Source organism: Nocardioides sp. JS614 (genome assembly GCF_000015265.1).
Taxonomy (GTDB): domain Bacteria; phylum Actinomycetota; class Actinomycetes; order Propionibacteriales; family Nocardioidaceae; genus Nocardioides.
In genome coordinates this window covers 111,518-135,299 of sequence record NC_008699.1, presented here as the reverse complement: position 1 = coordinate 135,299, position 23,782 = coordinate 111,518, and the positions used below count along the sequence as shown (strand labels likewise).

The 23,782-nt window shown below is 72.9% G+C and carries 23 protein-coding genes; 6 read left to right on the top strand and 17 right to left on the bottom strand.

Annotated elements, in window-relative coordinates; translation table 11 throughout:
* Window positions 1–273: 273 nt before the first annotated feature.
* The 3 genes from NOCA_RS02000 to NOCA_RS01990 all read right to left on the bottom strand — a co-directional run bounded on the left by NOCA_RS02000 (window position 274) and on the right by NOCA_RS01990 (window position 2,976).
* Window positions 274–1,032 carry an ABC transporter permease gene (locus NOCA_RS02000; protein ID WP_011753617.1) on the bottom strand — a complete coding sequence of 253 codons (759 nt, stop codon included), beginning with the start codon at window positions 1,030–1,032 and terminating at the stop codon, window positions 274–276.
* Window positions 1,032–2,048: a daunorubicin resistance protein DrrA family ABC transporter ATP-binding protein gene (locus tag NOCA_RS01995; RefSeq protein ID WP_011753616.1), complete on the bottom strand. Its 1,017-nt coding sequence runs from the start codon at window positions 2,046–2,048 to the stop codon at window positions 1,032–1,034. The genes NOCA_RS02000 and NOCA_RS01995 overlap by 1 nt, the downstream gene beginning before the upstream one ends.
* Window positions 2,049–2,217: 169 nt before the next feature.
* A complete protein-coding gene (locus NOCA_RS01990; protein ID WP_140403769.1) occupies window positions 2,218–2,976 on the bottom strand; it encodes a maleylpyruvate isomerase family mycothiol-dependent enzyme in 759 nt (252 codons plus the stop codon).
* A 64-nt stretch (window positions 2,977–3,040) separates the two neighbouring features.
* Here NOCA_RS01990 and NOCA_RS01985 point away from each other — a divergent pair, with 64 nt between their 5' ends.
* A complete protein-coding gene (locus NOCA_RS01985) occupies window positions 3,041–3,901 on the top strand; it encodes an NYN domain-containing protein (RefSeq protein WP_011753614.1) in 861 nt (286 codons plus the stop codon).
* Here NOCA_RS01985 and NOCA_RS01980 read toward each other — a convergent pair.
* Entirely contained in the window at window positions 3,887–4,522 is a 636-nt protein-coding gene (locus NOCA_RS01980) for a PadR family transcriptional regulator (protein ID WP_041546044.1), read from the bottom strand. The genes NOCA_RS01985 and NOCA_RS01980 overlap by 15 nt on opposite strands.
* A 23-nt stretch (window positions 4,523–4,545) precedes the next feature.
* Here NOCA_RS01980 and ppgK point away from each other — a divergent pair, with 23 nt between their 5' ends.
* Window positions 4,546–5,304: a polyphosphate--glucose phosphotransferase gene (gene ppgK / locus NOCA_RS01975; RefSeq protein ID WP_011753612.1), complete on the top strand. Its 759-nt coding sequence runs from the start codon at window positions 4,546–4,548 to the stop codon at window positions 5,302–5,304.
* Here ppgK and NOCA_RS25380 read toward each other — a convergent pair.
* On the bottom strand, window positions 5,280–5,789 hold the full coding sequence (locus tag NOCA_RS25380) for a MarR family winged helix-turn-helix transcriptional regulator (RefSeq protein WP_011753611.1): 510 nt from the start codon (window positions 5,787–5,789) through the stop codon (window positions 5,280–5,282). The genes ppgK and NOCA_RS25380 overlap by 25 nt on opposite strands.
* A 72-nt stretch (window positions 5,790–5,861) precedes the next feature.
* Between NOCA_RS25380 and NOCA_RS01965 the strand changes: the two genes are divergently transcribed.
* Window positions 5,862–7,856, top strand: a complete 1,995-nt coding sequence (locus NOCA_RS01965; protein WP_041546043.1) for an MMPL family transporter — start codon at window positions 5,862–5,864, stop codon at window positions 7,854–7,856.
* A 22-nt stretch (window positions 7,857–7,878) separates the two neighbouring features.
* Here the strand turns inward: NOCA_RS01965 and NOCA_RS01960 are convergent, their stop codons facing one another.
* Both NOCA_RS01960 and NOCA_RS01955 read right to left on the bottom strand, forming a co-directional pair.
* Window positions 7,879–9,252, bottom strand: coding sequence for an NAD-dependent malic enzyme (locus tag NOCA_RS01960; RefSeq protein WP_011753609.1), 1,374 nt, complete (start codon window positions 9,250–9,252; stop codon window positions 7,879–7,881).
* A gap of 223 nt (window positions 9,253–9,475) precedes the next feature.
* Window positions 9,476–9,952, bottom strand: coding sequence for an SRPBCC family protein (locus NOCA_RS01955; RefSeq protein WP_041546042.1), 477 nt, complete (start codon window positions 9,950–9,952; stop codon window positions 9,476–9,478).
* 148 nt (window positions 9,953–10,100) lie between these two features.
* On the opposite strand from NOCA_RS01955, the gene NOCA_RS01950 reads away from it, so the two are divergent.
* Complete coding sequence (locus NOCA_RS01950; protein ID WP_041546039.1) at window positions 10,101–10,337, top strand: hypothetical protein; 237 nt, start codon at window positions 10,101–10,103, stop codon at window positions 10,335–10,337.
* A gap of 27 nt (window positions 10,338–10,364) precedes the next feature.
* On the opposite strand, the gene NOCA_RS01945 is transcribed toward NOCA_RS01950, so the two are convergent.
* A complete protein-coding gene (locus tag NOCA_RS01945) occupies window positions 10,365–11,000 on the bottom strand; it encodes a hypothetical protein (RefSeq protein ID WP_011753606.1) in 636 nt (211 codons plus the stop codon).
* A gap of 32 nt (window positions 11,001–11,032) precedes the next feature.
* Window positions 11,033–13,261: a DUF4185 domain-containing protein gene (locus NOCA_RS01940; protein WP_041546038.1), complete on the bottom strand. Its 2,229-nt coding sequence runs from the start codon at window positions 13,259–13,261 to the stop codon at window positions 11,033–11,035.
* A gap of 268 nt (window positions 13,262–13,529) precedes the next feature.
* Between NOCA_RS01940 and NOCA_RS01935 the strand changes: the two genes are divergently transcribed.
* Entirely contained in the window at window positions 13,530–14,546 is a 1,017-nt protein-coding gene (locus NOCA_RS01935; RefSeq protein ID WP_011753604.1) for a zinc-dependent alcohol dehydrogenase, read from the top strand.
* A 23-nt stretch (window positions 14,547–14,569) separates the two neighbouring features.
* Here NOCA_RS01935 and NOCA_RS01930 read toward each other — a convergent pair whose 3' ends face one another.
* Window positions 14,570–15,454: an aldo/keto reductase gene (locus NOCA_RS01930; protein ID WP_011753603.1), complete on the bottom strand. Its 885-nt coding sequence runs from the start codon at window positions 15,452–15,454 to the stop codon at window positions 14,570–14,572.
* A 62-nt stretch (window positions 15,455–15,516) separates the two neighbouring features.
* Window positions 15,517–16,110 carry a M15 family metallopeptidase gene (locus NOCA_RS01925; protein ID WP_049774182.1) on the bottom strand — a complete coding sequence of 198 codons (594 nt, stop codon included), beginning with the start codon at window positions 16,108–16,110 and terminating at the stop codon, window positions 15,517–15,519.
* Between the two features lie 290 nt (window positions 16,111–16,400).
* Between NOCA_RS01925 and NOCA_RS01920 the strand changes: the two genes are divergently transcribed.
* Complete coding sequence (locus NOCA_RS01920; protein WP_041546036.1) at window positions 16,401–17,162, top strand: lipoate--protein ligase family protein; 762 nt, start codon at window positions 16,401–16,403, stop codon at window positions 17,160–17,162.
* Between the two features lie 413 nt (window positions 17,163–17,575).
* On the opposite strand, the gene NOCA_RS01915 is transcribed toward NOCA_RS01920, so the two are convergent.
* The 6 genes from NOCA_RS01915 to NOCA_RS01890 form a co-directional block, all read right to left on the bottom strand.
* On the bottom strand, window positions 17,576–18,280 hold the full coding sequence (locus NOCA_RS01915; RefSeq protein WP_011753600.1) for a hypothetical protein: 705 nt from the start codon (window positions 18,278–18,280) through the stop codon (window positions 17,576–17,578).
* The gene (locus NOCA_RS01910; RefSeq protein WP_011753599.1) at window positions 18,277–18,582 is read right to left on the bottom strand and encodes a hypothetical protein; all 306 of its coding nucleotides are present in this window, start codon (window positions 18,580–18,582) and stop codon (window positions 18,277–18,279) included. Before NOCA_RS01910 ends, NOCA_RS01915 begins: the two co-directional genes overlap by 4 nt.
* Window positions 18,583–18,755: 173 nt before the next feature.
* Window positions 18,756–19,769: a dipeptidase gene (locus NOCA_RS01905; RefSeq protein ID WP_011753598.1), complete on the bottom strand. Its 1,014-nt coding sequence runs from the start codon at window positions 19,767–19,769 to the stop codon at window positions 18,756–18,758.
* Window positions 19,769–20,797, bottom strand: coding sequence for an ABC transporter permease (locus NOCA_RS01900; RefSeq protein WP_011753597.1), 1,029 nt, complete (start codon window positions 20,795–20,797; stop codon window positions 19,769–19,771). The genes NOCA_RS01905 and NOCA_RS01900 overlap by 1 nt, the downstream gene beginning before the upstream one ends.
* Window positions 20,798–20,830: 33 nt before the next feature.
* Window positions 20,831–22,384, bottom strand: a complete 1,554-nt coding sequence (locus NOCA_RS01895; protein WP_140403770.1) for a sugar ABC transporter ATP-binding protein — start codon at window positions 22,382–22,384, stop codon at window positions 20,831–20,833.
* Between the two features lie 26 nt (window positions 22,385–22,410).
* Entirely contained in the window at window positions 22,411–23,613 is a 1,203-nt protein-coding gene (locus NOCA_RS01890; RefSeq protein ID WP_011753595.1) for a sugar ABC transporter substrate-binding protein, read from the bottom strand.
* Between the last annotated feature and the right edge of the window lie 169 nt (window positions 23,614–23,782).

Sequence of the window (23,782 nt, the reverse complement as noted above, 5' to 3'; positions counted from 1 at the left end):
ACCACAGGAAATGTCAACTGTCTAGACCTGCAGCGCACAAACGTCCACCGACGCGGGTGGCGCCTGGCCACCGCAAGTTTCGTCGGCCGGCCGATGAACCTCGTGCCTGGACGATGAAGCTTTGTCGTCCAGGCACGGGTCTTGTCGGCCGGCCGATGAAACTGGTCGCCCACCCAAAGCTGCCAAGCGACCGCAACCACACCGTCTGGCGATCGACCGCAGGACCGATCCGCGGCCGCGCGCGGCGCCGAAGGCGACGCGCGAGACGCGGGGTCAGGCGTTCTCGCGGCGGAAGGTCGCCGTACCCCACCAGCCGCCGAGGGCGGCCAGCGCGACCGACCACACCAGGCCCCACAGCACCGCGGAGCTCGCGACGTCCCCGGCGAACCCGTCGCGGACGGCATCGACGACGTACCGGAACGGCATCAGGTCGCTGGCCCGCTCCAGCCAGGCCGGTCCGAGGGTCATCGGCAGGAGGATGCCGCTGAGCAGGAGCACCGGCATCATCACGATGTTGATGACCGGCGCCATCACGTCCTCGCTCTTCGTGGTGAGCGCCAGCGCGTTGGAGGCCGCGGCGCACGCGCCGCCGATCAAGAGCGTGATCACGATGCCCAGCCCGATCCCGACGGCCGAGCCGCGCAGTCCCATTGCCAGCCCGAGTCCGACCAGGATCAGGGCCTGCACGAGCAGCTGCAGCACGTCTCGCATCAGCCGACCGACCAGCAACGCCGACCGACTGGCGGGGGTCACCCGCTCGGCCTCGATCACGCCCTCGCGCCACTCGCCGATCAGGGCGAAGCCGGCGAAGAACGCGCCGAACATGCCCAGCTGGACCAGCAGCCCGGGCACCAGGAACGTGTAGGCGTTGGCGGTCCCGGTGTCGAAGGAGCCGACCAGCGGCTTGAGCAGCGGGCCGAAGAGCAGCAGGTAGAGGACCGGCTGCAGGATCCCGATCAGCACCCAGGCGGGGTTGCGCAGGTTCATCCGGATCTGGCGGCGGAAGACGATCGAGCTCTCGCGGAGGAACATCACGCGAGCACCTCCTCGGGCTGGGTCGGGGCGTCGCTGGGGTCCGTGGAGTCGGCGTCGCGCAGCGACCGGCCGGTGAGGGAGAGGAAGACGTCGTCGAGCGTGGGGCGCAGCACCTCGATCGAGTCCAGGGCCACCCCGGCGTTCTCGAGGTCTCGCAGCAGCGCGGGTACGGCGCGCCCGGCGCGCTGCACCCGCGCCCGGACGTGCCGGTGGTCGGTCTCGACGCCGTCGGCGCCGTGCACCAGCGCCTCCAGGCGGGCCGCGGCGACGGCGACCTGGCCCGGGTCGGCGACCTCGAGGTCCACGAGGTCGCCGGCGACCTGGGCCTTGAGGTTGTCCGCCGTGTCCGAGGCGACGATCCGGCCCTGGTCGATGATCACGATCCGGTCGGCGAGCGCGTCGGCCTCGTCGAGGTAGTGGGTGGTGAGGAAGACCGTGGCGCCCAGCCGGGCGCGCAGTCCCCGGATGTGCTCCCACAGGTTCGCCCGCGCCTGCGGGTCGAGCCCGGTGGTCGGCTCGTCGAGGAACACCAGCCCGGGGTCGTGGATCAGCCCCATCGCCACGTCGAGGCGGCGCTTCTGCCCGCCGGACATGTTCTTGGGCATCCGCCGCCACAGCCCGTCGAGCTGGAGCTGCGCGAACAGCTCCTGGCCGCGGCGTACGGCCTCGGCCCGGGACATCCCGTACAGCATCCCGTGGTCGACGACCTCGTCGCCGGCGAAGGCGCCGGAGAACGTCGATCCCACCTGCGAGACGTAGCCGATGCTGCGGCGTACCTGCACCGACTCGGTGACCACGTCGTAGCCGGCCACCGTGGCGCTGCCTGCCGTGGGCTTGAGCAGCGTGGTGAGCATCCGCAGCGTGGTGGTCTTGCCGGCGCCGTTGGGTCCGAGGAACCCGACCACCTCGCCCTCGTGGACGTCGAGGTCAACGCCGTCGACGGCCCGGACGTCCTTGGCGGTCTTGCCTCGTCCGGTGTGGAACGTCTGCACGAGTCCTCGTGCCTGGATCATGGGGTCTCCTGTGGTCAAGTTTGAACACTAGTGTTCAACGTTGAACAGTTCTGGTCAAGTCGTGGCTCGCGGGAGGCAGACCGGTCGCGACGCCGCGACTCATCGGCCCCCGGCCCAGGCCGGTCGGCCCCGGGCCGGTCGACCCCCAGGCCGGTCGACCCCGGGCCGGTCAGCCCCAGGTCACCGCCGCGCGATCGCGCCAGCCGGCGTCCAGGCCGGGCCGCCGGGTCCGGTTCCAGAGCGCCAGGTACAGCGAGACCGCCGAGCCGTCGAGCTGCCAGTCCGCGTCGGCGAACACCGGACCGACCCGCCGCTCGGTGACGGCCGGCCCGGGGCCGAGGTGGACCAGCCAGCGGTCGGGGGCGTCGTCGGGCGCGACCACGAGCAGCGCCTCCTCCTCGCAGCGCAGCCGCGAGCGCGGACGGGTCAGGAACCCGCCCGGCAGCTCGTCGATCCCGTCGACCGCGAGGTCCGGCTCGATCCAGGTGTCCTCCGCCGTCGGCCAGCGGCCGAGCGCCGCCGCGAGCGCGTCGACGCCGTGCACCGTCGTCTCGTGGCACTGCCGGCGCGCCCAGAACTCCCGCGGCGCGGGGGCGTCGTGGAGGAACACCAGGGCGTGCAGGTCGGCGGGCGCGCGGGTGAGCTCGTCGGCGAGCGCGACCGCGCCGTCGCGCAGCCACTCCAGCGGGTCCGCCGCGGCCCGGCCGGCGGCCTCGAACGCGTCCGGGTCGACGTCGTGCTCGCCGCGCACGAGGGCCGTCGCCCAGCGGTGCACCATGCCCTGGTGGGCGACCAGGTCCCGGACCGTCCAGTCGGGGCAGGTCGGCACGGGCGCGCCGAGTCCGGCGCGCTCGGCGTACCGGACGAAGGCCACCATCGCGGAGCGGATCGCGTCGAGATGACGCGACATCGACAGCTGGGTGGGCACCTGCCGAGCGTGACACCTGGCGCGCCGGGAGGCACCTGCTTTACGGCGGTGGTAGGAGTGGGTGGTGACCGAACCCGCCGACGTGCGCCTGGCCGTGCTCATCGACGCCGACAACGTGTCCGCCTCGCACGCGGCGGACCTGCTCGCCGAGCTGGCGCGCTACGGCGTCCCCACCGTCAAGCGGGCGTACGGCGACTGGACGACCCAACAGCTGGCCGGCTGGAAGTCCGAGCTGGCCCGCCACGCGATCCAGCCGATCCAGCAGTTCGCGAACACGGTCGGCAAGAACTCCACCGACTCCGCGTTGATCATCGACGCGATGGACCTGCTCTACTCCGGCCACCTCGACGCGTTCGCGATCGTCTCGAGCGACAGCGACTTCACCCGGCTCGCGACCCGGCTGCGGGAGTCGGGCAAGACCGTCTACGGCCTGGGGCGCCGGCGTACGCCGGCCTCGCTGCAGGCGGCCTGCGACAAGTTCATCTTCCTCGAGGTGCTGCGCGACGGCGAAGGAGGCGGCGCCGACCAGGCGCACCAGAAGGAGGCGGCCCCCGGGTCCGAGCACGAGGCCGACGCCGACGCCGAGGCCGACTCGCTGCCGGACCTGCGCACGATCCTGGAGGCCGCGGTGCGCAGCACCGCGCAGGACGACGGCTGGTCCGCGCTCGGGTCGGTCGGCAGCTACCTGGGCAAGACCCACGCGGCGTTCGACCCGCGCCACTACGGGTTCCCGCGGCTCAGTGCGCTCGCCGGTGCGCAGCCCTACCTCGACCTCGACCATCCCGACGGCGGCCAGCCGCGGGTCCGGCTGCGCAGCCAACGGCCACCGCGCAAGCGGGCGGCCGCCAAGAAGGCCGGCTCACAGAACGAACCGGCGAAGAAGACGACGAAGAAGGGTGCGGCGCGGGACTCAGCGACCGAGTAGCGCGCGGTACTTCTCCCGGTCGGTGCTCATCTGCCAGCCCGGGTCGTCGGCGGGCGGGGTCCAGCCCCAGTCGTCGTCCATCTCGAAGGGCAGCTTGCCCGCGCGGATGTCCTCGATGGTCTCGCGCAGCCACGCGAGCTCGGCGACCGCGAGGTCGAGCCAGAGCAGCATGCTCCGGGTCGCGTGCGGCGGGGCGACGCCCGGGTTCGCTGCCGCGAGCTCGGCCACCGTCTGCTCCAGGTCCACGCGCCGCCGGGTCAGGCTCCGCAGCACCCGGTCGCGGTCGAGGAGCGGCAGCATCGAGAACGCGACCGTGAACGCGCTGCGCTCATAGGGGTTGACGGTCTCCAGCGCCTCGACCATCAGTCGCTCCAGCTCGGCCCGGCCGCTCCCGGTCAGCTCGTAGACCGCGACCTCGCGGCCCCCGTCCACGAGGTCGTGGCGGACCAGGTGGCCGAGCCCGGTCAGCGACGTCAGGCCGTGGTAGATCGAGCCCGGGTTGGTGTGCGCCCACCGGTCCACCTGCCAGGACAGCAGCTCCCGGCGGATCTGGTAGCCGTTGACCGGCTCGAAGAGCGCCACCGCACCCAGCAACAGCATCCGGGTCTCGTGCGCCGACATACCCCGCAGTTTAGGGTTGGTGGATGGCCCAGACGGCACCGCAGCCCTTCGGCATCGACTTCGGTGGCACCGGCATCAAGGGCGCACCGGTCGACCTCGAGGCCGGCGACTTCGCCGCCGAGCGGGTCCGGATCCGGACCCCCGACCCGTCCACACCCGAGCGGGTGGCGGCGGTCTTCGTCGAGCTGCTGCGCCGATTCCCGGACTCCACCGGCGCGGTCGGCGTGACGGTCCCCGGGGTGGTCCGCCACGGCGTGGTCCGCTCGGCGGCCAACATCGACAGGGCCTGGGTCGGCACCGACGCCGACCGGCTCTTCACCCGGGCCACCGGCCGCGAGGTGCACGTCGTGAACGACGCGGACGGCGCCGGGCTGGCCGAGGTGCGGTACGGCGCGGCGAAGGGCCGCTCCGGCCTGGTGATCGTGACCACCCTCGGCACCGGGATCGGCTCGGCGATGGTCTACGACGGCGTCCTGGTGCCGAACTCCGAGCTCGGCCACCTCGAGGTCGAGGGCCACGACGCCGAGTCCCGGGCGGCCAACAGCGCCCGCGAGCGCGAGGACCTGTCCTGGGAGCAGTGGGCGAAGCGGCTCACGACGTACTACCGCACCCTGGAGCGGCTCTTCTCTCCCGAGCTGTTCGTGGTCGGCGGCGGGGTCAGCAAGTCCTCCGCCGAGTTCCTCGCGCTGGTGGACATCGACACCGAGATCATCCCGGCGGCGCTGCTCAACAAGGCCGGGGTGGTGGGCGCGGCGCTCTACGCCTCCGAGGGTGGCGGCTGAGCGATCACCGGCGGGTCGAAGACCTGTTCGAAGGCCGCCCGGACGCCCCGCAGGTACCGCTCGACCAGCGCGCGCTCGGCTTCGGTGAACGAGCGGTCCCAGGCGTCCAGGGCGGTGAACATCGGCAGCAGGTGCGCGAGCACCTCCTCGCGCCCGGACGCGGTCACCCGCACGTCCGTGCGACGGCGGTCCTCGGCGTGCGGGTGCCGCTCGACGTGCCCCCGCTCGGCGAGCCGGTCGACGACTCCGGTCGACGCGGCGGTGCTGATGTCGAGGATCCGGGCCAGCTCCGCGGGGCCTAGCGAGGTCCGGACCAGGTGCTGGAGCGCGACCAGCTCGGAGTCGCTCAGCCCCGCGCGCCGGGCGACCACGTGGCGCACCCGGGCACCCGCCTCGATCGCCTCGCGCAGGGCGACCAGGCTCCCGGTCTGACGCCAGGCATCGGCGAACTCGCTCGCCGGGCCGGCCCGCTCGGGCTTCGCCATTTTTTTCATTCACCTACTTGATGTCTAATCTAGTTAGCGACCACCATGCCACGGATCCTCACGGAGGCCCACATGACCTCGCTGATCACCGGCCGGCGCAGCGCCTGGGTGCTCGCCCTCGTGCCATTCTTCCTGGCCCTGGTCCTGATCGGCGCCGTCGGTGAGGGCGACCGCGCGTCGCGCAGCACCGATGCCCTGCCCGCCGGGCTGGACAGCACCGAGGGGACCGCGCTCCTGGACCGGCTCCCCGAAGCCGCGTCGAGCGCCGCGATCGTGCTGTTCACGGCCGATCGCGGTGAGCTCTCCCGCGACCAGCTGGCCGCGCTGCGGGACGCGGGAGCGGGTCTGGCCGATGGCGGCAGCCCCCTGGTGCTCGCCGAGGACGGCACCGCTGCCCTGCTCGCCGTGCCGGTCCCGGCCGGCTCGGCCGGCGAGGTGGCCGACCGGGTGAGCGCGCTGCGCGCCGCCGCCGACGACGCCGCGCCTGACGGCGTGCAGGCCCAGGTCACCGGCCCGGCCGCGGTCCAGGCCGACCTCGCCGCGGTCTTCGACGGGGCGAACACCCGCTTGCTGCTGGTCACCGCGCTCGTGGTCGCCGTGCTGCTCGTGATCACCTACCGCAGCCCCGTGCTGTGGCTGGTCCCGCTGGTCGTCGTGGGCGTCGCCGATCGGCTCGCCGCGGTCCTGGCGACCCAGGTGATGGCCCGCGTCGACGTCGCGTGGGACGAGTCCACGGTCGGGATCCTCTCGGTGCTGGTCTTCGGCACCGGCACCGACTACGCGCTGCTGCTGATCTCCCGCTACCGCGACGAGCTGCGCACCGAGCCGTCGCGGCGCCGGGCGATGGCGCACGCGCTGCGGCGTACGGCGGAGGCGGTGCTGGCCAGCGCGACCACCGTCGTCCTGGGGCTGCTGACCCTGCTGCTCTCGCTGACCCCGACCACCCGCGGCCTCGGCCTCGCGTGCGCGGTCGGCGTCGTGGTCGCCGCTGCGTTCGCGCTGGTGGTGCTCCCGGCGGCGCTCGTGCTGTTCGGGCGCTGGGTGTTCTGGCCGCGGGTGCCGCACGTCGGTGAGGCGGTCACGGTCGAGGCCGACACCGTGTGGCACCGGATCGGGGCGCGGGTGGCGCGCCGGCCGGCCCTGGTGGCCGGCGGCTCCCTGGTGCTGCTCGCCCTGATGGCGACCGGGATCGGGCGGATCCACCTCGGCCTGGACCAGGCCGAGCAGTTCCTCGACGAGCCGGAGGCGATCAGCGCCGCCACCCGGCTGGCCGAGTCCTTCCCCGCCGGCACCGCCGACCCGACCCAGGTCGTCACCGAGGGCTCCGGCGACGCCGTGCTCCGGGCGGTCCGCTCGGTCGACGGCGTGACCTCGGCCCGGGTCTCGGCCACCGGCGGCGGCGTGGTCGTGGTCGACGCGGTGCTGTCCGGCCGCTCCGGGGAGAACGCCGACGTCGTGACCGCACTGCGCGAGGCGGTCGCGCCGTACGACGCGCACGTGACCGGCGCCGAGGCGAAGGCCCTCGACGAGCGCGAGGGGTCGGACCGCGACCTGCGGCTGATCGTGCCGCTGATCCTGGTGCTGGTGCTCGGCGGGCTGGTGGTGCTGCTGCGCTCCGTCGTCGCGCCGCTGCTGCTCGTGGTGACCGTGGTCGCGACGTACGCCGCGGCGATGGGCGCCTCGTGGTGGCTGTTCACGGGGCCGCTCGGGTTCGGCGCGATGGACAGCGGCGTGCCGCTGTTCGCGTTCCTGTTCCTCGTCGCGCTCGGCGTCGACTACAACATCTTCCTGGTCACCCGCGCCCGTGAGGAGGCCGCCGGCCACGGGTCGCGCGGCGGCATGCTGCGGGCGCTGTCGGCGACCGGCGGGGTGATCACCAGTGCTGGCATCCTGCTCGCGGCGGTGTTCGCGGTGCTGGGGGTGCTGCCGCTGGTGGTGCTCGCCCAGCTCGGCACGATCATCTGCCTGGGCGTGCTGCTCGACACGCTCCTGGTCCGCACCCTGGTGGTGCCGGCGCTCGCCCTGGTCCTCGGCGACCGGTTCTGGTGGCCGCGCCGGGTCGCCTGACCGGGTCGCCCGGCCGGTCCGTTCAGACGCCGCGGACCGCGGCCGCGACCTTGCGCTGCACGTCGGGGTGGAAGACGGTCGGGATGATGAACGCCGGGTTGAGCTCCTCGTCCTTGACGACCAGCGCGATCGCCTCGGCCGCCCGCAGCAACATGTCGAGGGTGATCTCGCTGGCCCGGGCGTCGAGCAGCCCGCGGAACACCCCGGGGAAGGCGAGCACGTTGTTGATCTGGTTCGGGTAGTCGGACCGGCCGCTGGCCACGACCGCGGCGTACTTCTCCGCCTCCGCCGGGTCGACCTCGGGGTCGGGGTTCGCGAGCGCGAACACCACCGGGTCCGGGGCCATGTCCTTGATCCACTCGGCATCGAGCACCCCGGGGCCGCTGACCCCGATGAAGACGTCGGCGCCGTCGAGCCCGGCGCGGAGGTCACCCCGGACGAGGCGCGGGTTGGTCATCTCCGCGAGCTGCCGCTTCGCCGGGGGCAGCGTGTCGTCGTCGCGCGAGAGGCAGCCCTCGCGGTCCCACACCACGATGTCCGGCGCGCCGGCGGCGAGCAGCAGCGTGACGATGGCGGTGCCTGCGGCGCCGCCGCCCGACACGACGATGCGCACGTCGGTGATGTCCTTCTTCACCACCCGCAGCGCGTTGGTGAGGGCGGCCAGCACCACGATCGCGGTGCCGTGCTGGTCGTCGTGGAAGACCGGGATGTCCAGGCTCTCGCGCAGCCGCCGTTCGATCTCGAAGCAGCGGGGCGCGGCGATGTCCTCGAGGTTGATGCCGCCGAAGCCCGGTGCGATCATCTCGACCGCGCGCACGATCTCGTCGGTGTCCTGGGAGGCCAGGCAGATCGGCCAGGCGTCGATGTCCGCGAACCGCTTGAACAGCGCGGCCTTGCCCTCCATCACCGGCAGCGCGGCACCGGGCCCGATGTTGCCGAGTCCGAGCACGGCCGAGCCGTCGGTGACCACCGCGACCGAGTTGCCCTTCACGGTCAGCCGGGGGACGTCCCCCGGGCTCTCCGCCAGCGCCATGCTGACCCGGCCGACGCCGGGGGTGTAGGCCATCGAGAGGTCGTCGCGGTTGCGCAGCGGCACCTTGGAGGTGACCTCGATCTTGCCGCCGATGTGCAGCAGGAAGGTCCGGTCGCTGACCCGGTGCACCGCCACGCCCTCGACCGACTCGGCGGCCGCGTGGAGCCGCTCGGCGTGCTCGGCGTCGCTGGCCGAGCAGGTCACGTCCACGACCAGGCGGGCGTGGCTGGAGTCGGCGACGTCGATCGCGGTGACGATGCCGCCGGCCGCCGAGATCGCGGTGGCGACGGCGCCCACGACGCCGTGGTCGGGCGCCGTGTGCAGGCGCATGGTGATCGAGTACGACGACGCGGTGGCGGCCATGACCCGCACCCTTCTCCCCCCGCGCGGTTACCGGCAAGTCGGACGCAGCCGGGTGCAGCCGCGGCCATCAGGGGTCCGCCCCGGGGTCCGGCGGCTCGGGCCGGGGTCGAGCGGCGGTTTCCCCGGGTACCCGGGGAAACCTGCACTGTTCGGCCGAAACTTCGGCCCAGGAGTGCAGGGATTGCCCGACAAGTCCGCAGGCGTACGCCGCGGCCTGGCCGGCTCAGGCCACCTGCCGGGCGCCCAGGTGGGCGAGCAGGTTCTGGGCGAACCGGTCACCCATCTGGTCGATGACCCGGCTCATCGCGGCCCGCACCGCCGGCCCGGAGATCCTGGGCAGCGGCAGGTCCAGTGTGATCTCGAGCGCGGTGGTCAGCCGCGTGCCGGCCGGGTGCTCCGCCAGGTCGTACCACCCCTCGACCGACGACCGCTCGGTCGTGCCCGCAGGCGGGTCGTGGCGGAACTCGATCCGCTCCGGCTCGTCGTACGTCATCTGCTCGGTGAACGCGGGGGCGACGCCGACGCCGAGCACCTTCAGGGCGGTCAGCTCCCAGCGCCAATGGGCGCCGTCCTCGTGGATGGCCCGGACGAACGGCGTCAGCTCGGCGACCAGGCGGGGATCGGTGAGGGCCGACCAGATCCGGTCGCGCGGTGCGTCCACGACCGCCTCGGCACGCGTGTCTGCGGAGAACGAGGTCATGGGTGGCCACTACCCAGATCCTCAGCCGCGGATGTGCTCCCGGACGCCGCTCCGGCGGCGCGATGTCGTCCAGGCCACACCCCCGCCGAGGTTTCGGCAGGGGCGCCGCGGGAAACGAGACCCGCAGACCGCACCCACCGGAGGACCCATGACGATCACCGCGCTGCTGATGGCAGGCCTGATGGCCTTCGTGCTGCTGGTGCCCACCCTGATGGTCGCGATCCTCGTGTCCGGCATCGCCCGTCGCCCCGAGCCTGCCGAGGCCGCCCCGGTGACTGGGCAGGCCACTGGGCCGGTCACTGGGCCGGTCGCCGTTCCGGTGGCCGTCCCCGTCGGTGCACGGGCCACCGTGACGCGGCCGACCGTCGAGCTCCGGGCCTCCTGAGCTCCGGGCTTCCTGAGCGCCGGCCCCTCAGCCGATCATCCGGGCCTTGACCTGGGCCGCCTGCTGGTGGCCGACCGCGTTGTGGTGCCCGTCGAGCAGCACCTCGATGGTCCGGTTGCCGAGATCGAGCACCACCCGGTCCGGTCCGACCTCGAGCACCTCGCCGCGCACCAGGTAGTCCTCGGCCTGCAGCCGCTCAAGGAGCGTCTCGGGCGGGCACCGCTCGACATCGCCCAGCGCGACCGCGCGCAGGCTGCTGCGCAACCGCCCACCGAACCTCCACATCAGCAGCGCGAGCAGGAGCAGCACCACGTCGGCGACCACGGTCGCCACCAGCGGCACCCGGCTCTCGAGGGCGCCGTCGACGCGGTACGCCGACGGGTCGTCCTCGAGCACCCGGACCTCGAGCCGGCCGGTGCCGACGGCCTCGTCGTACGTCGGCTCCTCGACCTCGACCGACCAGGTGCGCTGGTCGGGGTCGATCTCGGCGGGGAACCGGAACGACAGCCAGTCGGGTTCGCGGTGGTCCACGACGGTCGCAGTGACGTCCGCGCCCGACCGCTCGACCTTCGCGTCGGTCCAGGTGCTGTGCACGAAGGGCAGGTTGACCAGCACGGCCAGCAGCAGGAGCACGAAGGCCGACCGGCGCCGTCCGCTGCTCACCTCGGATCACCCATGCCGGACAGTATGGCCGGCTACGGCAGGTCCACCCTGAGGAAGCCCGGCCGGTAGCGGGTCGGGTCCGCGACCACCTCGTCGACGTCGGTGCGGTTGCGGCTGAACGAGACCACGACGGTGCCGGGCTCGGGCAGCAGCCCCGGGTGCGCGAGCGGCAGGTACCGCAGCCGCCCCTGGGCGGCGTCCGAGGGCAGCGGGGCGACGGTGCGCCCGCCGTCGAACGGGCCCCACGGGTCCGGCGCGGTCCACACGACCACGTCGCTGCCGAGGAACTCGTTGCGCTTGCTCAGCGCGTGCCACTGCCCACCGTCGCGGAACACCGAGAGCGTCTGCGACGTCCCGCCCGCGGCCGGGATCAGCTCCCGGCTCTGCGCCGGGTCTGCGACCCAGTCGGTGCCCGACCAGTACTCCCAGGCAGCGGGCCGCAGCACGTCGTCCGGGTGCACCCGCGCGACCCGCAGCGAGAAGCCGAAGACGTAGGGCTGGTCCGGGTTCGCGGTGCCGTAGAGGTAGAGCCATTCGCCCTCGACCACAGCCGCCGCGCCCCACTCCGGGCGGGTGACATCGGCGGCGTCCGGCCCGACGTCGCGTACCGCGACCAGCTGCGGGGTCTCGCCCCGGGGGACCACGAAGACCGCGACCGCGGGCCCGAGGCTCTCGAAGCCGAACGCGTCGTCGATGCCGGTGCTCCGCACCCGCTGCGCGGTCACCACGACCAGGTCGTAGCCCGGATGGGTGATCGTCACCGCGGACATCGGCCAGTAGCCGACCCGGCCGGCGGACTGCGCGCTCGGCCGGTCCGGGATCAGCGCCCCGTGGTCCTCGGGCACGACGGCCTGGATGCACTCGCCGCCGATGAGCAGCATCGAGTTGCGCACGAAGCGTTGGCCGGCGAAGGACGGGCTGCGCAGCGTGTCGCCGAAGACCATCACCCGCCGGCCGTCCTGCAGCTCGGTGTCGGCACCGACGTCACCGCCCTGGAACTCCGGGCCGCCGCGCACCGTGCGCACCATCCGGTTGAGGTCCGCCACGCTGCGGACCGTGCCGGTCGAGACGCACTCGGTCTCGCTGGCGCGGCTGGCGACCGGCGCGACGTCCGCGACGGCGTCACGCGGGACGAACGACACCAGGACGAACGCCGCCCCGGCGGCCGGCAGCACCACGACCCCGACCCGCCAGCGCCAGCGCACCAGCCGGCCGTGCCGCACCACCGGCGTCAGCGGCGGGTGCAGCAGCAGCGGCTCGTCCAGGCCGGCGTCGGGCGCGGTCTGCTCGCGGACCCGCTCCCGGCGCGAGACCTGCAGCGCGAGGACGGCGGCCAGCAGCCACACGGCGAGCACCAGCAGGGGCAGCCGGATGCCGGTGCCGCCGTACAGCGCGATCGCGCCGAGCGCCTCGACGCTCGCCCCCGGCGGGAGCCACTGCGAGAGCACCGGCCACGGCGCCGGGAGCAGGTGCGGGTCGGTGCCGAGCAGCTGCGGCGTCGCCACCACCAGGTAGAAGACCGCGCTCAGGCCCAGGCCGCCGAACCCGGCCACGCCCTCCAGGGCGAGCGTGACCGTCCCGGCGACCGCCGCGGTCAGGGCCAGGACTCCCGCGAGGCGCAGCTGGGCACCGGTGTCGAGGGTGCTCACGCCGGGCAGCAGCGTGGCGGCGTACCCGCTCACCAGGGAGATCGCCGCGACCACCAGCACCCGCCGGGTTCCCAGCCGGAGGGTGCGCGCGGTCGGCCCGAAGCGCAGCGAGAGCGCCAGCGCCACCACGAAGCCCACCGCGCCGAAGCCGACCGCCAGGCCGCGGACGACGTCGTCGTCGACGTCGGACATCGAGACGCGGCGGACCGACAGCGTGCGGCCGTGCGAGCGCTCGATCGCCCGGGCCTGCTCCACCACGGCCCGGGCGAGCCGTTCGTCGGTCGAGCCGTCGAGGACCACCTGGTCCTGGGTGCCCGTGAGATCGATGAGCGCGGCGCCGACGGTGAGGCCGTGCCGTACGTCGTCGACGGCCGCTTCCCGATCCGCGCTCGCGGTGACGTCGAGCGGCCGGCCCTCGAGCGCGTTGACCTGCTCCGCCAGGCCCTGGGCGACGACGGCCGGTCCGACGACGGCGACCGGCACCTGGTGCGGGCGTGGCTCGCGGACGTCGCGGACCAGCAGCGCGAGCCCGACTCCCTGGACGACCAGGACCGCCGCGCACACGATCGCGACCCGGCGCGGGAACAGCCGGCGCAGGGTCGGACGGTCCACGGTCCCAGTCTGGCGGGTCGCGGCGGCCGGCTCACCGGAATCCCGCGACCGGGCCACCCGGTCAGCCGGGCCGCGAGGGCGCCGGGCCGGTGGCCGCGGGAGGCTCCAGGCTCGCGGTCGGGAACGCCCGGCCCGGGGGTCCGGGCGTACCAACCGAGGCGCCACGGGTCGGCGCGCTGGCGCGGGTGGTGGTCGTCACCGCCGCCCGCATCTCCCGGCGCCTGAGCCACCTGCCGACCTGACCCCGGCCGTTGGATAGGTTGGTGGCGTGCCCGTCGCCGCCCGGCTCCACTCCGTCGGCGACCTGCGGGTCGAGCAGGTCGCCGAGCCGCCCGCTCCCACCGTCGGCTGGTCGACCGTCGCGGTCACCTCGGTCGGGCTCTGCGGCTCCGACCTGCACTGGTTCACCGACGGCGGCACCGGCGAGGTCACGCTCGACCGACCGGTGGTCCCGGGCCACGAGCTCGCCGGGCGCGCACTGGACGGGCCGTACGCCGGGCGCCGGGTCGCGATCGACCCCGCGATCCCGTGCGGGGTCTGCGAGCAGTGCCGCGCCGGGCACGGGAACCTGTGTCCCGACGTGCGCTTCGCCGGGCACGCCGGCCTGGACGGCGGCCTCCAGGAGCGGCTGGTCTGGCCCGACCACCTGCTGTTCCCGCTCCCGGACGACCTCAGCGACGATGCGGGCGCGCTGCTCGAGCCGCTCGGGGTCGCGATCCACGCGGTCGGGGTGGCGCACGTCCGCCCCGGCCACGACGTACTGGTGGTGGGCGGCGGCCCGATCGGGGTGCTCACTGCCGCGGTGGCTCGCCGTACCGGCGCCGCCCAGGTGGTCGTGAGCGAGCCGCTCGCGCACCGGCGCGAGACCGCACGCCGCTTCGGCGCCGACGTCGCGGTCGCACCGGAGGAGGCCTCGTCCGCGGTCGACGAGCTGACCGGCGGGCGCGGCGTCGACGTGGTCATCGAGATGGCGGGGGCGGACGACGCCATCGGCACCGCCGTCGCCTGCGCGCGCCCGGGCGCCCGGATCGCGCTGGGCGGCATCCCGTCGGTGCCGCTGTCCTCGTTCCCCGCCGCACCCGCCCGGCGCAAGGGCCTGACCTTCGCGATGGTCCGCCGGATGCACGAGACCTACCCGCGCGCGATCGAGCTCGCCACGAGCGGCATCGACCTCGACGCCCTGGTCAGCGACCGCTTCCCGCTCGCCGACGCACCCCTCGCCTTCACCCACGCCGTCGCCCGCACCGGCGACAAGACCGTCATCGCGGTGTCCGGCACCCGTTGATCCCCGACTCGACGGGGGCGGGTTCAGTCGGCGTCGAGCGCGGTCAGCTCCTCGTCGGTGAGGTCGAGCTCGGCGGCGGCTGCGGAGTCCTGGATCGACTGCGGCCGCTTGGCGCCGGGGATCGGGATCACGACGGGCGACTGGGCCAGCTCCCAGGCCAGGGCGACCTGCTGGGCGCTGACGCCGCGCTGCTCGGCCACCCGCGCGAACGCCGGGTGCTTGGCGGCCAGCTCCTTGGCGTCGCCGAGGCCACCCAGCGGGCTCCACGGAAGGAACGCCAGGCCGAGCTCGGCGCAGACGTCGATCTCCGGGCGGCTGCTGCGGAAGGCCGGCGAGAACTGGTTCTGCACGCTCACCAGCGTGTCGCCCAGTGCCGCGTGCGCCGCGCGGATCTGCTCGGGGTTGGCGTTGGAGATGCCGAGCATCCGGACCTTCCCGGACGCGGCGATCTCCTGCATCGTGCCGAGGACCTCCTCGTAGGGCACCTTGCTGCTGGGCCGGTGGTGCTGCCACAGCGCGATCTGGTCGACCCCGAGGCGGCGCAGGCTGTCGTCGACGGCCTGCTTCAAGTGGGCATCGGTGCTGTCGGTGCCCCAGGCGCCGCCCTCGGTGCGGACGTGGCCACCCTTGGTGGCCAGCAGCACCCGGTCGCGTACGCCGAGCTCGTCGAGCAGGGACGCGATCAGCAGCTCGTTCTCCCCCTGGGCGTCCGCCCCCTTCTCCTCGCCGGGACCGTAGGCATCGGCGGTGTCGAACAGCGTCACCCCCGCGTCGATCGCCGCCCGCACGGTGGCCAGCAGCTGCTCGCGGGGCTGGGTGCCGGTCTGGTCGAAGGTCATCAGGCCGAGGCCGATGGCGCCGACCTCGGTGCGGCCGACGGTCTCGTTGCCGATGCTGCGAATCCTCATGGTCCCTGTCCTACCAGCAGGCCGGTCGGCGGCCTCGAGCGGTCGGTGTCGGGTCGAGGCCGCTAGCGCTGGCTGGCGTCGGCGTACATCGGCGGGCATTCGCCGCCGGGCGTCGTCGCGAGCTCGAAGTGCCAGTCCTCGTTGGCGAAGATCTGGCACAGGCCGTACGCCGAGCCGTGCCGGCTCAGCCAACCGGCTGCCTCGGCCGGGCCGATGTCGACCGCGTCCCCCGTCACGTGGGCCGAGGCCTCCGGGGTCGAGACGCACTCGAGCGCTTCGTCCAGGCTTCCGTACTTCACCACCGCCTCGTCGAGCAGCCGCTCCTGGTGCTCCCAGCTGCGCCACCCGCTGGTCACCTCGATCACGACTCCGTCCGCCTCGGCAGCCCGGGTGGCCTCCTCCAGGGCAGCGCGCAGGTCCGGCTCGAGCCGGGCGACGTCGACCCGGCCGATGCCCAGGCGGCCCGGTTCGAGACCGACGCGGTCGAGGCGGGCCGACTCCGGCGCTGCCGACCGCTCGTGAGCCTGGGGTCGCCCCTGCGTTGCAGCGGGGGCGGCCCCGGTCCCGTCGCCGCAGGCGGCGAGAGTCAGCAGGGCACCGAGGAGCGCGACGACGGCGCCGCGGCTGGTGGGGTGGTGGATGCGAGCACTGGTCACCCGATCGACGCTAGGAAGCACGCACCCTTGGGGCATCGGCCCGCAGTACCGCCGGGTCCGCCTCGCGGCCAGAGCACCTGGTCCCCTCCTCGGCACCGGGGTCGGGTCGTCCCAGCTACCTCGTGACCGACCGCGTCGGAGGACGTCCAGGGCGACTGCGTCCACCACCTGGTGCTCGCCATGGCGCGCTGCTGCCTGCCGATGCGGAGGCTGCTGCCCGCTCCGCAGCCATCGGGCGTGGTCGAGGACCCGCCGCGGACTCGCGAGCCACGGCCGGGCATGATCCCCTCGTGCAGCCCCTCGATCCCGATGCCCTCGTCCACGTCGGGCCCGTCGGGACCGACGAGGCCATGGAGCTCGCGCTGGCCCCGGCGATGCTGCGCCGCGCCGCAGACGGGGAGCTGCCGGAGGCGATCCACATCTACAGCCCGACCACCCCCGCCGTGGTCTTCGGCCGGCGCGACACCCGCTTGCCCGGCTTCCCCACGGCGGTCGCAGCCGCCCGCCGGATGGGCTTCGACGTCGCCGTACGCGCCTCCGGAGGGCGGGCCGTCGCCTACACCCAGAACACCCTCGTCATCGACCACGTCCGTCACGACCCGGCCTCCGTGGGCCGGTTGCAGGAACGCTTCGTGACCTACGGTCAGGCGCTGGCGGACGCATTCACGGCGCTCGGCATCGACGCGCGCATGGGGGAGGTCCCGGGTGAGTACTGCCCCGGCGCCCACAGCGTGAACGCCCGCGGCGTGGTCAAGCTGGTCGGCACCGCGCAGCGCGTCGTCAAGGACGCCTGGCTCTTCTCCTCCGTGATCGTCGTCGAGGACCGGCTGACGCTGCAGGACGTGCTCGGCACGGTCTACGCAGCGTTGGATCTCCCCTTCGACCCCGCCTCCGTCGGCGCCGTGCGCGAAGAGAACCCACAGCTGACCAGGGCCGATGTGCGCAATGCCGTTGCGGAGGTCTGGGGCCTCGACGCGATCGCGCCCACACCGGTCGCCGGCGAGACGTTGGACCTGGCCCACCGACTGGTCGCGGACCACCGCCTCGCCTGAGGACGGATCAGCGGCGGCCCTGACACCGCTGATGACCACCCTCGAGCCCGGCGACCGGAGCCCGGCCCGTCCGCTCGAGGCTCGGCCGTCCGAGCCTTCGCAACTCGGTACCTCAGGGACTGTGGACAACTCGCGACCGCCGCTGACGGCGAGAGGTTGCAGTCCACCAATGGACTCCGGAATGGATCATGCCCCGGATCCGAGGACCCGGGGCCTGTCACGCGTGCGCGAGGGGGGAGTTGAACCGTAGGAGCACCACGCTCAATCCCGCGTGAACCACGGTCGTGAGCGTGAAACCGGTGTCCCGTTGCCTCCGGTTGACTCCCGTTATCTCGGGGGCGTGCACCCCAGGGGTGCACCAGCCAGCGTTCTTCAGTTGTGTCAGCACCAAGTGCTCGATACCTAGCCTATGCTCATGCGCCTCTTGCAGTTGGGGCATAGGACAATGCGCCCGCGTAACACCGTGCACAAGTCCGGCTCGTCCACTTCCTTCGAGACGGTCGGCCCACAGGAGGGTCTCTCCGCATGGACAAGCGCGGACGCGGTTCGCGAGGCGGTGGTCGACGCGCCGAAGACCTTGGCCTCTCGCCGTTCCTGTCCGTCCGTGCAGCAGCGGCCACGGCCAAGCGCTGAGCAACGCCCCCCGGTCGTCCATGGACGACCAGTCTCCCGCTCGGCGACCCGGACGGAACCCCTGTTATCCACAGCCCGCCATCGGCGGCGTCACGGGCGCCGGCGAGATCCGCGAGACTCAAGCCTGCGGCACCTCTCGGCAGGAAGGGCAATTGATGGACGGCGACGACCATCTTGGCGATCTGTCCCGGGTCGATACCCATCTCGGTGCAGGCGCCGTAGAAGCCGACGTAGTTGGCGATGAGCGGGTACATGACCTCGAAGTGGATCTCGAAGGCACGCTTGTGGAACTGGCGCGCCTTGCGGAGGTAGCCGCCGAGCTCCGGAAGCTGCAGCGACCGCAGGTCGACCGACTGCAGGTGCGTCCACCAGGAGTCGACCTCCGCGCGGCGCTCGGCCCAGATGCCCTCGAAGTTCTCGAGGAAGCGCGGCAGGTTCTGCATCATCCGGCGCGCCCGTTCGCCGATCTCCCACTCGTCCGTCACGTCGATCGCGACGGCGTAGGTGTGCGTCCCGGCGATCCGCTGGTGATCCCGCGCCCGGGCGGCAGCGGCAGCGACTCCGCTGCCAGCTGGGTCCCCCAGGAGTAGCCGTCCTCGTTCCAGATCAACCCCATCGGGGTCAGGCCCCGGGGCCAGTGGAAGTCGAGGAACCAGAACCGCTTCTCGTCGGCCTTGTCGAAGGTCCGGAACGGCTCGACCGCCCAGCCTGCATGGTCCAGTGCCGGCTTGAAGCCGGGGTACCACTCATCCGTCACGAACTCGTCGACGGGGACGACTGTGGCCATGGGCGGCTCTCCTACGTCTCACGGACGCGGTGTGAGGAAGGTCGCATCGCACCCACCGTGGCTCAAGCGTCGCGTTCGCGACAGGAGGACGTCCCCGAAAGCCGAACCCAGTTCATCCGGCTGGGTGCGCGGCCCGGTTCCACCAGCGGATCGTGCCCGCGAGCAACCCGCGATCAGCGCGGCGCCGGAGCCAGCTGCCGCGTCAGGGTGTCGATGACGGTGTCGGCAGCCACCTGGCGGCCGGCTCGCGGCCCCAGCGTCTCCTCCAGCCGCGCCGCGAGCGCGGCGAGGTCGGCGGGCCGCTCGAGGCCGGCGACCCAGGGCGGGGTGTCGGGGTGGACGAGCGCACCGGAGAGCACGGGGTCGACCGCGTCCACGAGGTCGCGCATGAAGTCCAGGCCGAGCGCGACGCGCTCGGGACCCACCAGCGCGACCGCGTGCTGGACGTGGTCGAGGAACGAGTCCACCGTGGGGGCGTCGGACAGGAACGGGCCGAACCCGTTGATGGCGACGAAGCCCCCGCTGTCGGCCACCGCCCGGATCTGCTCGTCGGTGAGGTTGCGCGGGTGCGGCTGCAGGGCCCGGCAGGAGGAGTGGCTCGCGACGAAGGGCCTGGTCGCGACCGAGGCCAGGTGCCAGAAGCCGGTCTCCGAGAGGTGGCTGACGTCGACGAGCATGCCGAGCCGCTCCATCTCGGCGACCGCCTCGAGGCCGAGGGTCGTCAGGCGGCCGCCGGCATCCTGCTCGCCGACCCCGTCGGCCATCATCGTGCGGCGGTTCCAGGTCATCGAGGCGATCCGGACGCCGAGGCGGTGGAAGGTGTCGAGCAGCTCGAGGGAGTGGCCGACCGGCTCACAGCCCTCCAGTGCGAGGACGAGCGCGATGCGGCCGCTCTCGATGGTGGGCCGGATCTGGTCGCCCCGCTCGCAGATCGCCACGTCGGCCACGTGCACGTCGGCCAGGCGGCGGGCCTCCTCCAGCACCTGCAGGCTCCGGCGCAGCGCGCCCTCGCCCACGTGCTGCTCCTCGGTGAAGACCGGGAGCACCTGGAGGGCCACGCCGCCGGCCCGCAGCTGCGGCAGCCAGAAGTCGCCGAACGGGTCGGCGATGCCCCGCTCGCGCTGGTGCAGGACACCCAGCAGCAGGTCGTTGTGGCAGTCCGCCACCGGCAGCGTCGGCACCACCATCAGGAGGTGGTGCCCGCGCTGCTCGCCTCGCGGCGGCGGGCCAGCTGCGCCAGGGAGACGGCGATGACCAGCGCGCCGCCGTAGAAGAGCTGCTGCACGAAGCTCTCCGCCCCCAGGAGCTGGAGCCCGGTGATGCCGGTGGCGAGAAAGTAGACGGCGATGAACGCGCCCCAGGCGTTGAAGCGGCCCGGGATCACGGTGGTCGCGCCGAGGAAGACCGCGGCGAACGCCGGCAGCAGGAACGAGGTGCCCGAGCTCGGGTCCGCCGAGCCGGTGGTGCCGGCGTACAGGGTGCCCGCCACGCCCGCCAGTCCGGCCGACGCCACCAGGGCACCCATGCGGACCCGGGGGACCGCGATGCCGCTCAGGCGCGCGACGTCGCGGCCCCGCCCGATGAACAGCATGCGCATCCCGAGCGCGGTGTGCTGCAGCAGGTACCAGAGCACGACGCAGAGCGCGAGGCCGTAGTAGAACGCCGCCGGCACGCTGAACAGCTTGTAGCCGATGACCAGGTCGACCAGCGAGGTCGAGATGCCGCTGACCGTCGTGGAGTCGCTGATCCAGAGGACCAGGCCCTGGATCACGGTCCCCGTGCCGAGCGTGACGATCAGCGAGTCGACCCCGAAGATCACGATCACGGCGCCGTTCACCAACCCGGCCAGCAGGGCCGCCAGGAGGCCCGCCAGGATCGCGGCGCCGATCGACCATCCGTGGTTGACGTTCAAGATGCCGATCACCATGGCGGTGAGGGTGGCGACGGACGCGACCGACATGTCGTAGTCGCCGCACACCAGCGGCAGCACCAGGCACAGCGTCAGCACCAGCGGGACCGCCTGCGATCCCAGGATGTTCGAGACGCTCGCCGTGCTCAGGAACGTGTCCGGCAGCAGCACGGCGAAGACGACGAAGACGACGAGCCAGGCCGCGGGCAGGGCGCCGGCCTCGATGCGCGAGGTCCAGCGACGAGCGCCCGGCTGGGCCGGCGCGACGGCGTCCGTGTCGTGACCGGTAGTTGTACCCACTGACATGTCGACTCTCTTCACGGGCGGTGATGGGGCTGATCAGGCGTCGGAGGTGGCGCGGCGCGATCTGACCACCGCGTCGGCGAACAGCATCTCGGTCAGGCCGGCCTTGGTGACGGCCTCACCGTGCACCTCGTCCGAGATGACACCGCGCCGCATGAGCAGCACGCGGTTGCAGATCTGGGCCAGCTGGTCGAGATCGGAGCTCGAGCACACGACCGCGCAGCCCTGCCGGGCGGCCTCGGCGATGAGGGTGAAGATCTGCTCGCGCGCCCCGACGTCGACACCCTGGGTGGGCTCGCTGAGCAGCAGGACCTTGGGGCCGGTCACCAGCCACTTGGCCATCATCGCCTTCTGCTGGTTGCCGCCGCTGAGGGAGGCGTAGGCGAGCGTGGGCTCGGGCGGACGTACGTCGAGGTCGCGGAGCAGCTTGCCCGCGTGCCGCTCGAGCCTCCGGCCGGTCAGGGCGAAGGGACCGCCACCCTTGCGCAGCGAGAGCAGCGCGACGTTCTCCCCCACGGTCAGGCTCGGGGCACTGCCCTGGACCGCACGGTCACTGGGGAGGTAGGCGACGCCGGCCTTGATCGCCGTGGCCGGCGAGAGCCGGCGCGCCTCGAGCGCGAGGTCGTCGATCGCGACCGACCCGCCGCTGGCCCGCAGCGCTCCGAAGAGCAGCTGGGTCACCTCGTCGAACCCGGACCCGATCACGCCGGTGACGCCGACGACCTCACCCGGGTGCACGCTCAGGTCCAGGTGCTGCACCGCGCCACCGCGCAGCGCGCTCACCTGGAGCCGCGGCCGCTCCTGGCTCGCGGGGACCGGCGCGGAGCCGGCGCTCAACACGGAGACCGGCCGGCCCACGATCAACCGCACGAGATCCCCGCGCGCCAGCGAGGCGGTGTCCTCGCTGCCGACCAGCTGGCCGTCGCGCAGCACGCTGACGCGGTCCGTCACCGTCAGGACCTCGTCGAGGTCGTGCGACACGAACAGGACGCCCGTGCCCTGCGCGGCCACCGCCCGCATCAGCGCGATCAGCTCGGCGACCTCGCTGTGCGGCAGGAAGGCGGTCGGCTCGTCGAGCACCAGCAGCCCCCGACCCGCGCCGGCCACGTCACCGTCATCGTCACCGAGGTGGCTGACGGCGCGGGCGATCGCCAGCTTGGCCCGGTCCAGGCGCGAGATGTCCCGCACGAGCGTGTCCGGGCGCAGCGAGATCCCGAACCGGTCGAACTGCGCGGTGGCGCGGGCGAGCTCGGCGCGCCGCCGCCGGGGCCGGATGCCCGGCCCCGTGGCGACGTCGTCGGCGAGCAGGTTCTCGAGCACCGTCAACGACGGCAGCAGCGCCAGGTCCTGGTGGACGAACCGCAGCCGATGCTTGCGCCGGTCCACGGCGGACAGCGGCAGGTCGACCGACGCACCGTCGAGCTCGATCGACCCCTCGTCCGGGGTGTGGAACCCGGCGAGGATCTTGATCAGCGTCGACTTGCCCGACCCGTTCTGGCCGAGCAGGCCGTGGACCTCACCGCGGCGCACGGTGAGGTCGACGTCCTGGAGCACCCGGGTGAGGCCGAACGTCTTGGCGACGCCCCTCATCCGGAGGACCGGGCGGGCCGGATCGGTCACCCGAGGCCCCAGACCTCGAGGTACTGGGCCTCCAGGTCGTCCCCGTAGCCCTTGTTGACCTCCGGCGGGGTGCCGGCCTCGTCGATGTTGGTGGTGTCGAAGATCCGCACTGGCACGATGTCGGCCACCTGCGAGGGCTCCATGCCGGCCATCAGCCGGAAGGCGTTGTCCATCGCGGCGAACCCGGCACCCTCGAGGGACTCCCCGACGTCCATGGTCACGATGTCGCCGTCCTGGATCATCTTGAGCACCGCGGGGGTGCCGTTGAAGGTGACGACCTTGACCTGGCCCTGCTTGCCGGCCGCGGTGATGGCGGCGACGGCGTAGCTGGCCATGTTGTCGTAGAGCGGCACGACGTAGTCGATGTCGGGGTTGCGGACGAGCTCGGACTGCACGGTCGACTGCACGGAGGTCGTCCACTTGCTGATCGGCACGTTGGCGAACGTCGCCTCGCAGGAGGGGCAGGCGGTCGCGATCTCGTCCTTGAAGGCGGCCTCCTGGCCCGGGCTCGGGCCCGCGTCGTTCGACGTCACCACCAGGATCTTCGCGGCACCCTCGGAGTCGACGGCGATCCAGTCGGCGTCCAGGCGCGTGGCGGTCTGGTACGGCGCGGCCACGATGGCGTCCACGCCGTCGACGCAGTCCACGCTGAGCCCGGAGCAGTCGGGTGTGAACTGGGCCGAGGTGTCCCAGAACATGCTCACCACGACCTTGATGCCCCGGTCGCGGGCCTCCTTGATCTGCGGCTCCAGCGCGCGGGGGTCGGTGCCGCCGCTGAGGATGATGACGTCGACGCCCTTGGCGATCGCCTGGTTCATGCCGGCGACCCACTGGTTGGGCTGGCCCTCGTTGGTGTAGACCTCGAAGTCGACGTCCGCGAGCTTCGCGACCCGCTCCATCGCCGCGTTGATCTGGATATTGTAGTCGTTGGTCGTCAGCAGCGGGATGACGAAGACGCTCTTGCCGGCCAGGCTCGCGACGTCCACCGCGGGACCCGGCGAGACGAAGTCCGGGACCGCCTTGAACTTCTCGACCGTGTCGGTGGCGGCCTGCGTGACCTCGCCCTTCGCGGACTCGCCGCCGCCCGACGCCGGGTCGCCCGGCTTGGAGCAGGCCGCCAGGACGAGGGGCAGCAGGAGCGCGGCGACCGCGAGCCGCCGCGGCCGCACGCCCGGTGCAGACCGGATCTGCTTCTTCATCGTTTGCGTTCCTCCACTGTCATCCGCGGCGACTGCCGGTGGCCGGCACCCCACTGGTGCTGCGACTACCTCATGGTCCCAGCGTCGGATCCTCGGACATATGTGCACATCGCTCGGTCGCGTCTCACGGGCAAGGCCACCTGCACACGGATCGCCCCCCGGACCGGCG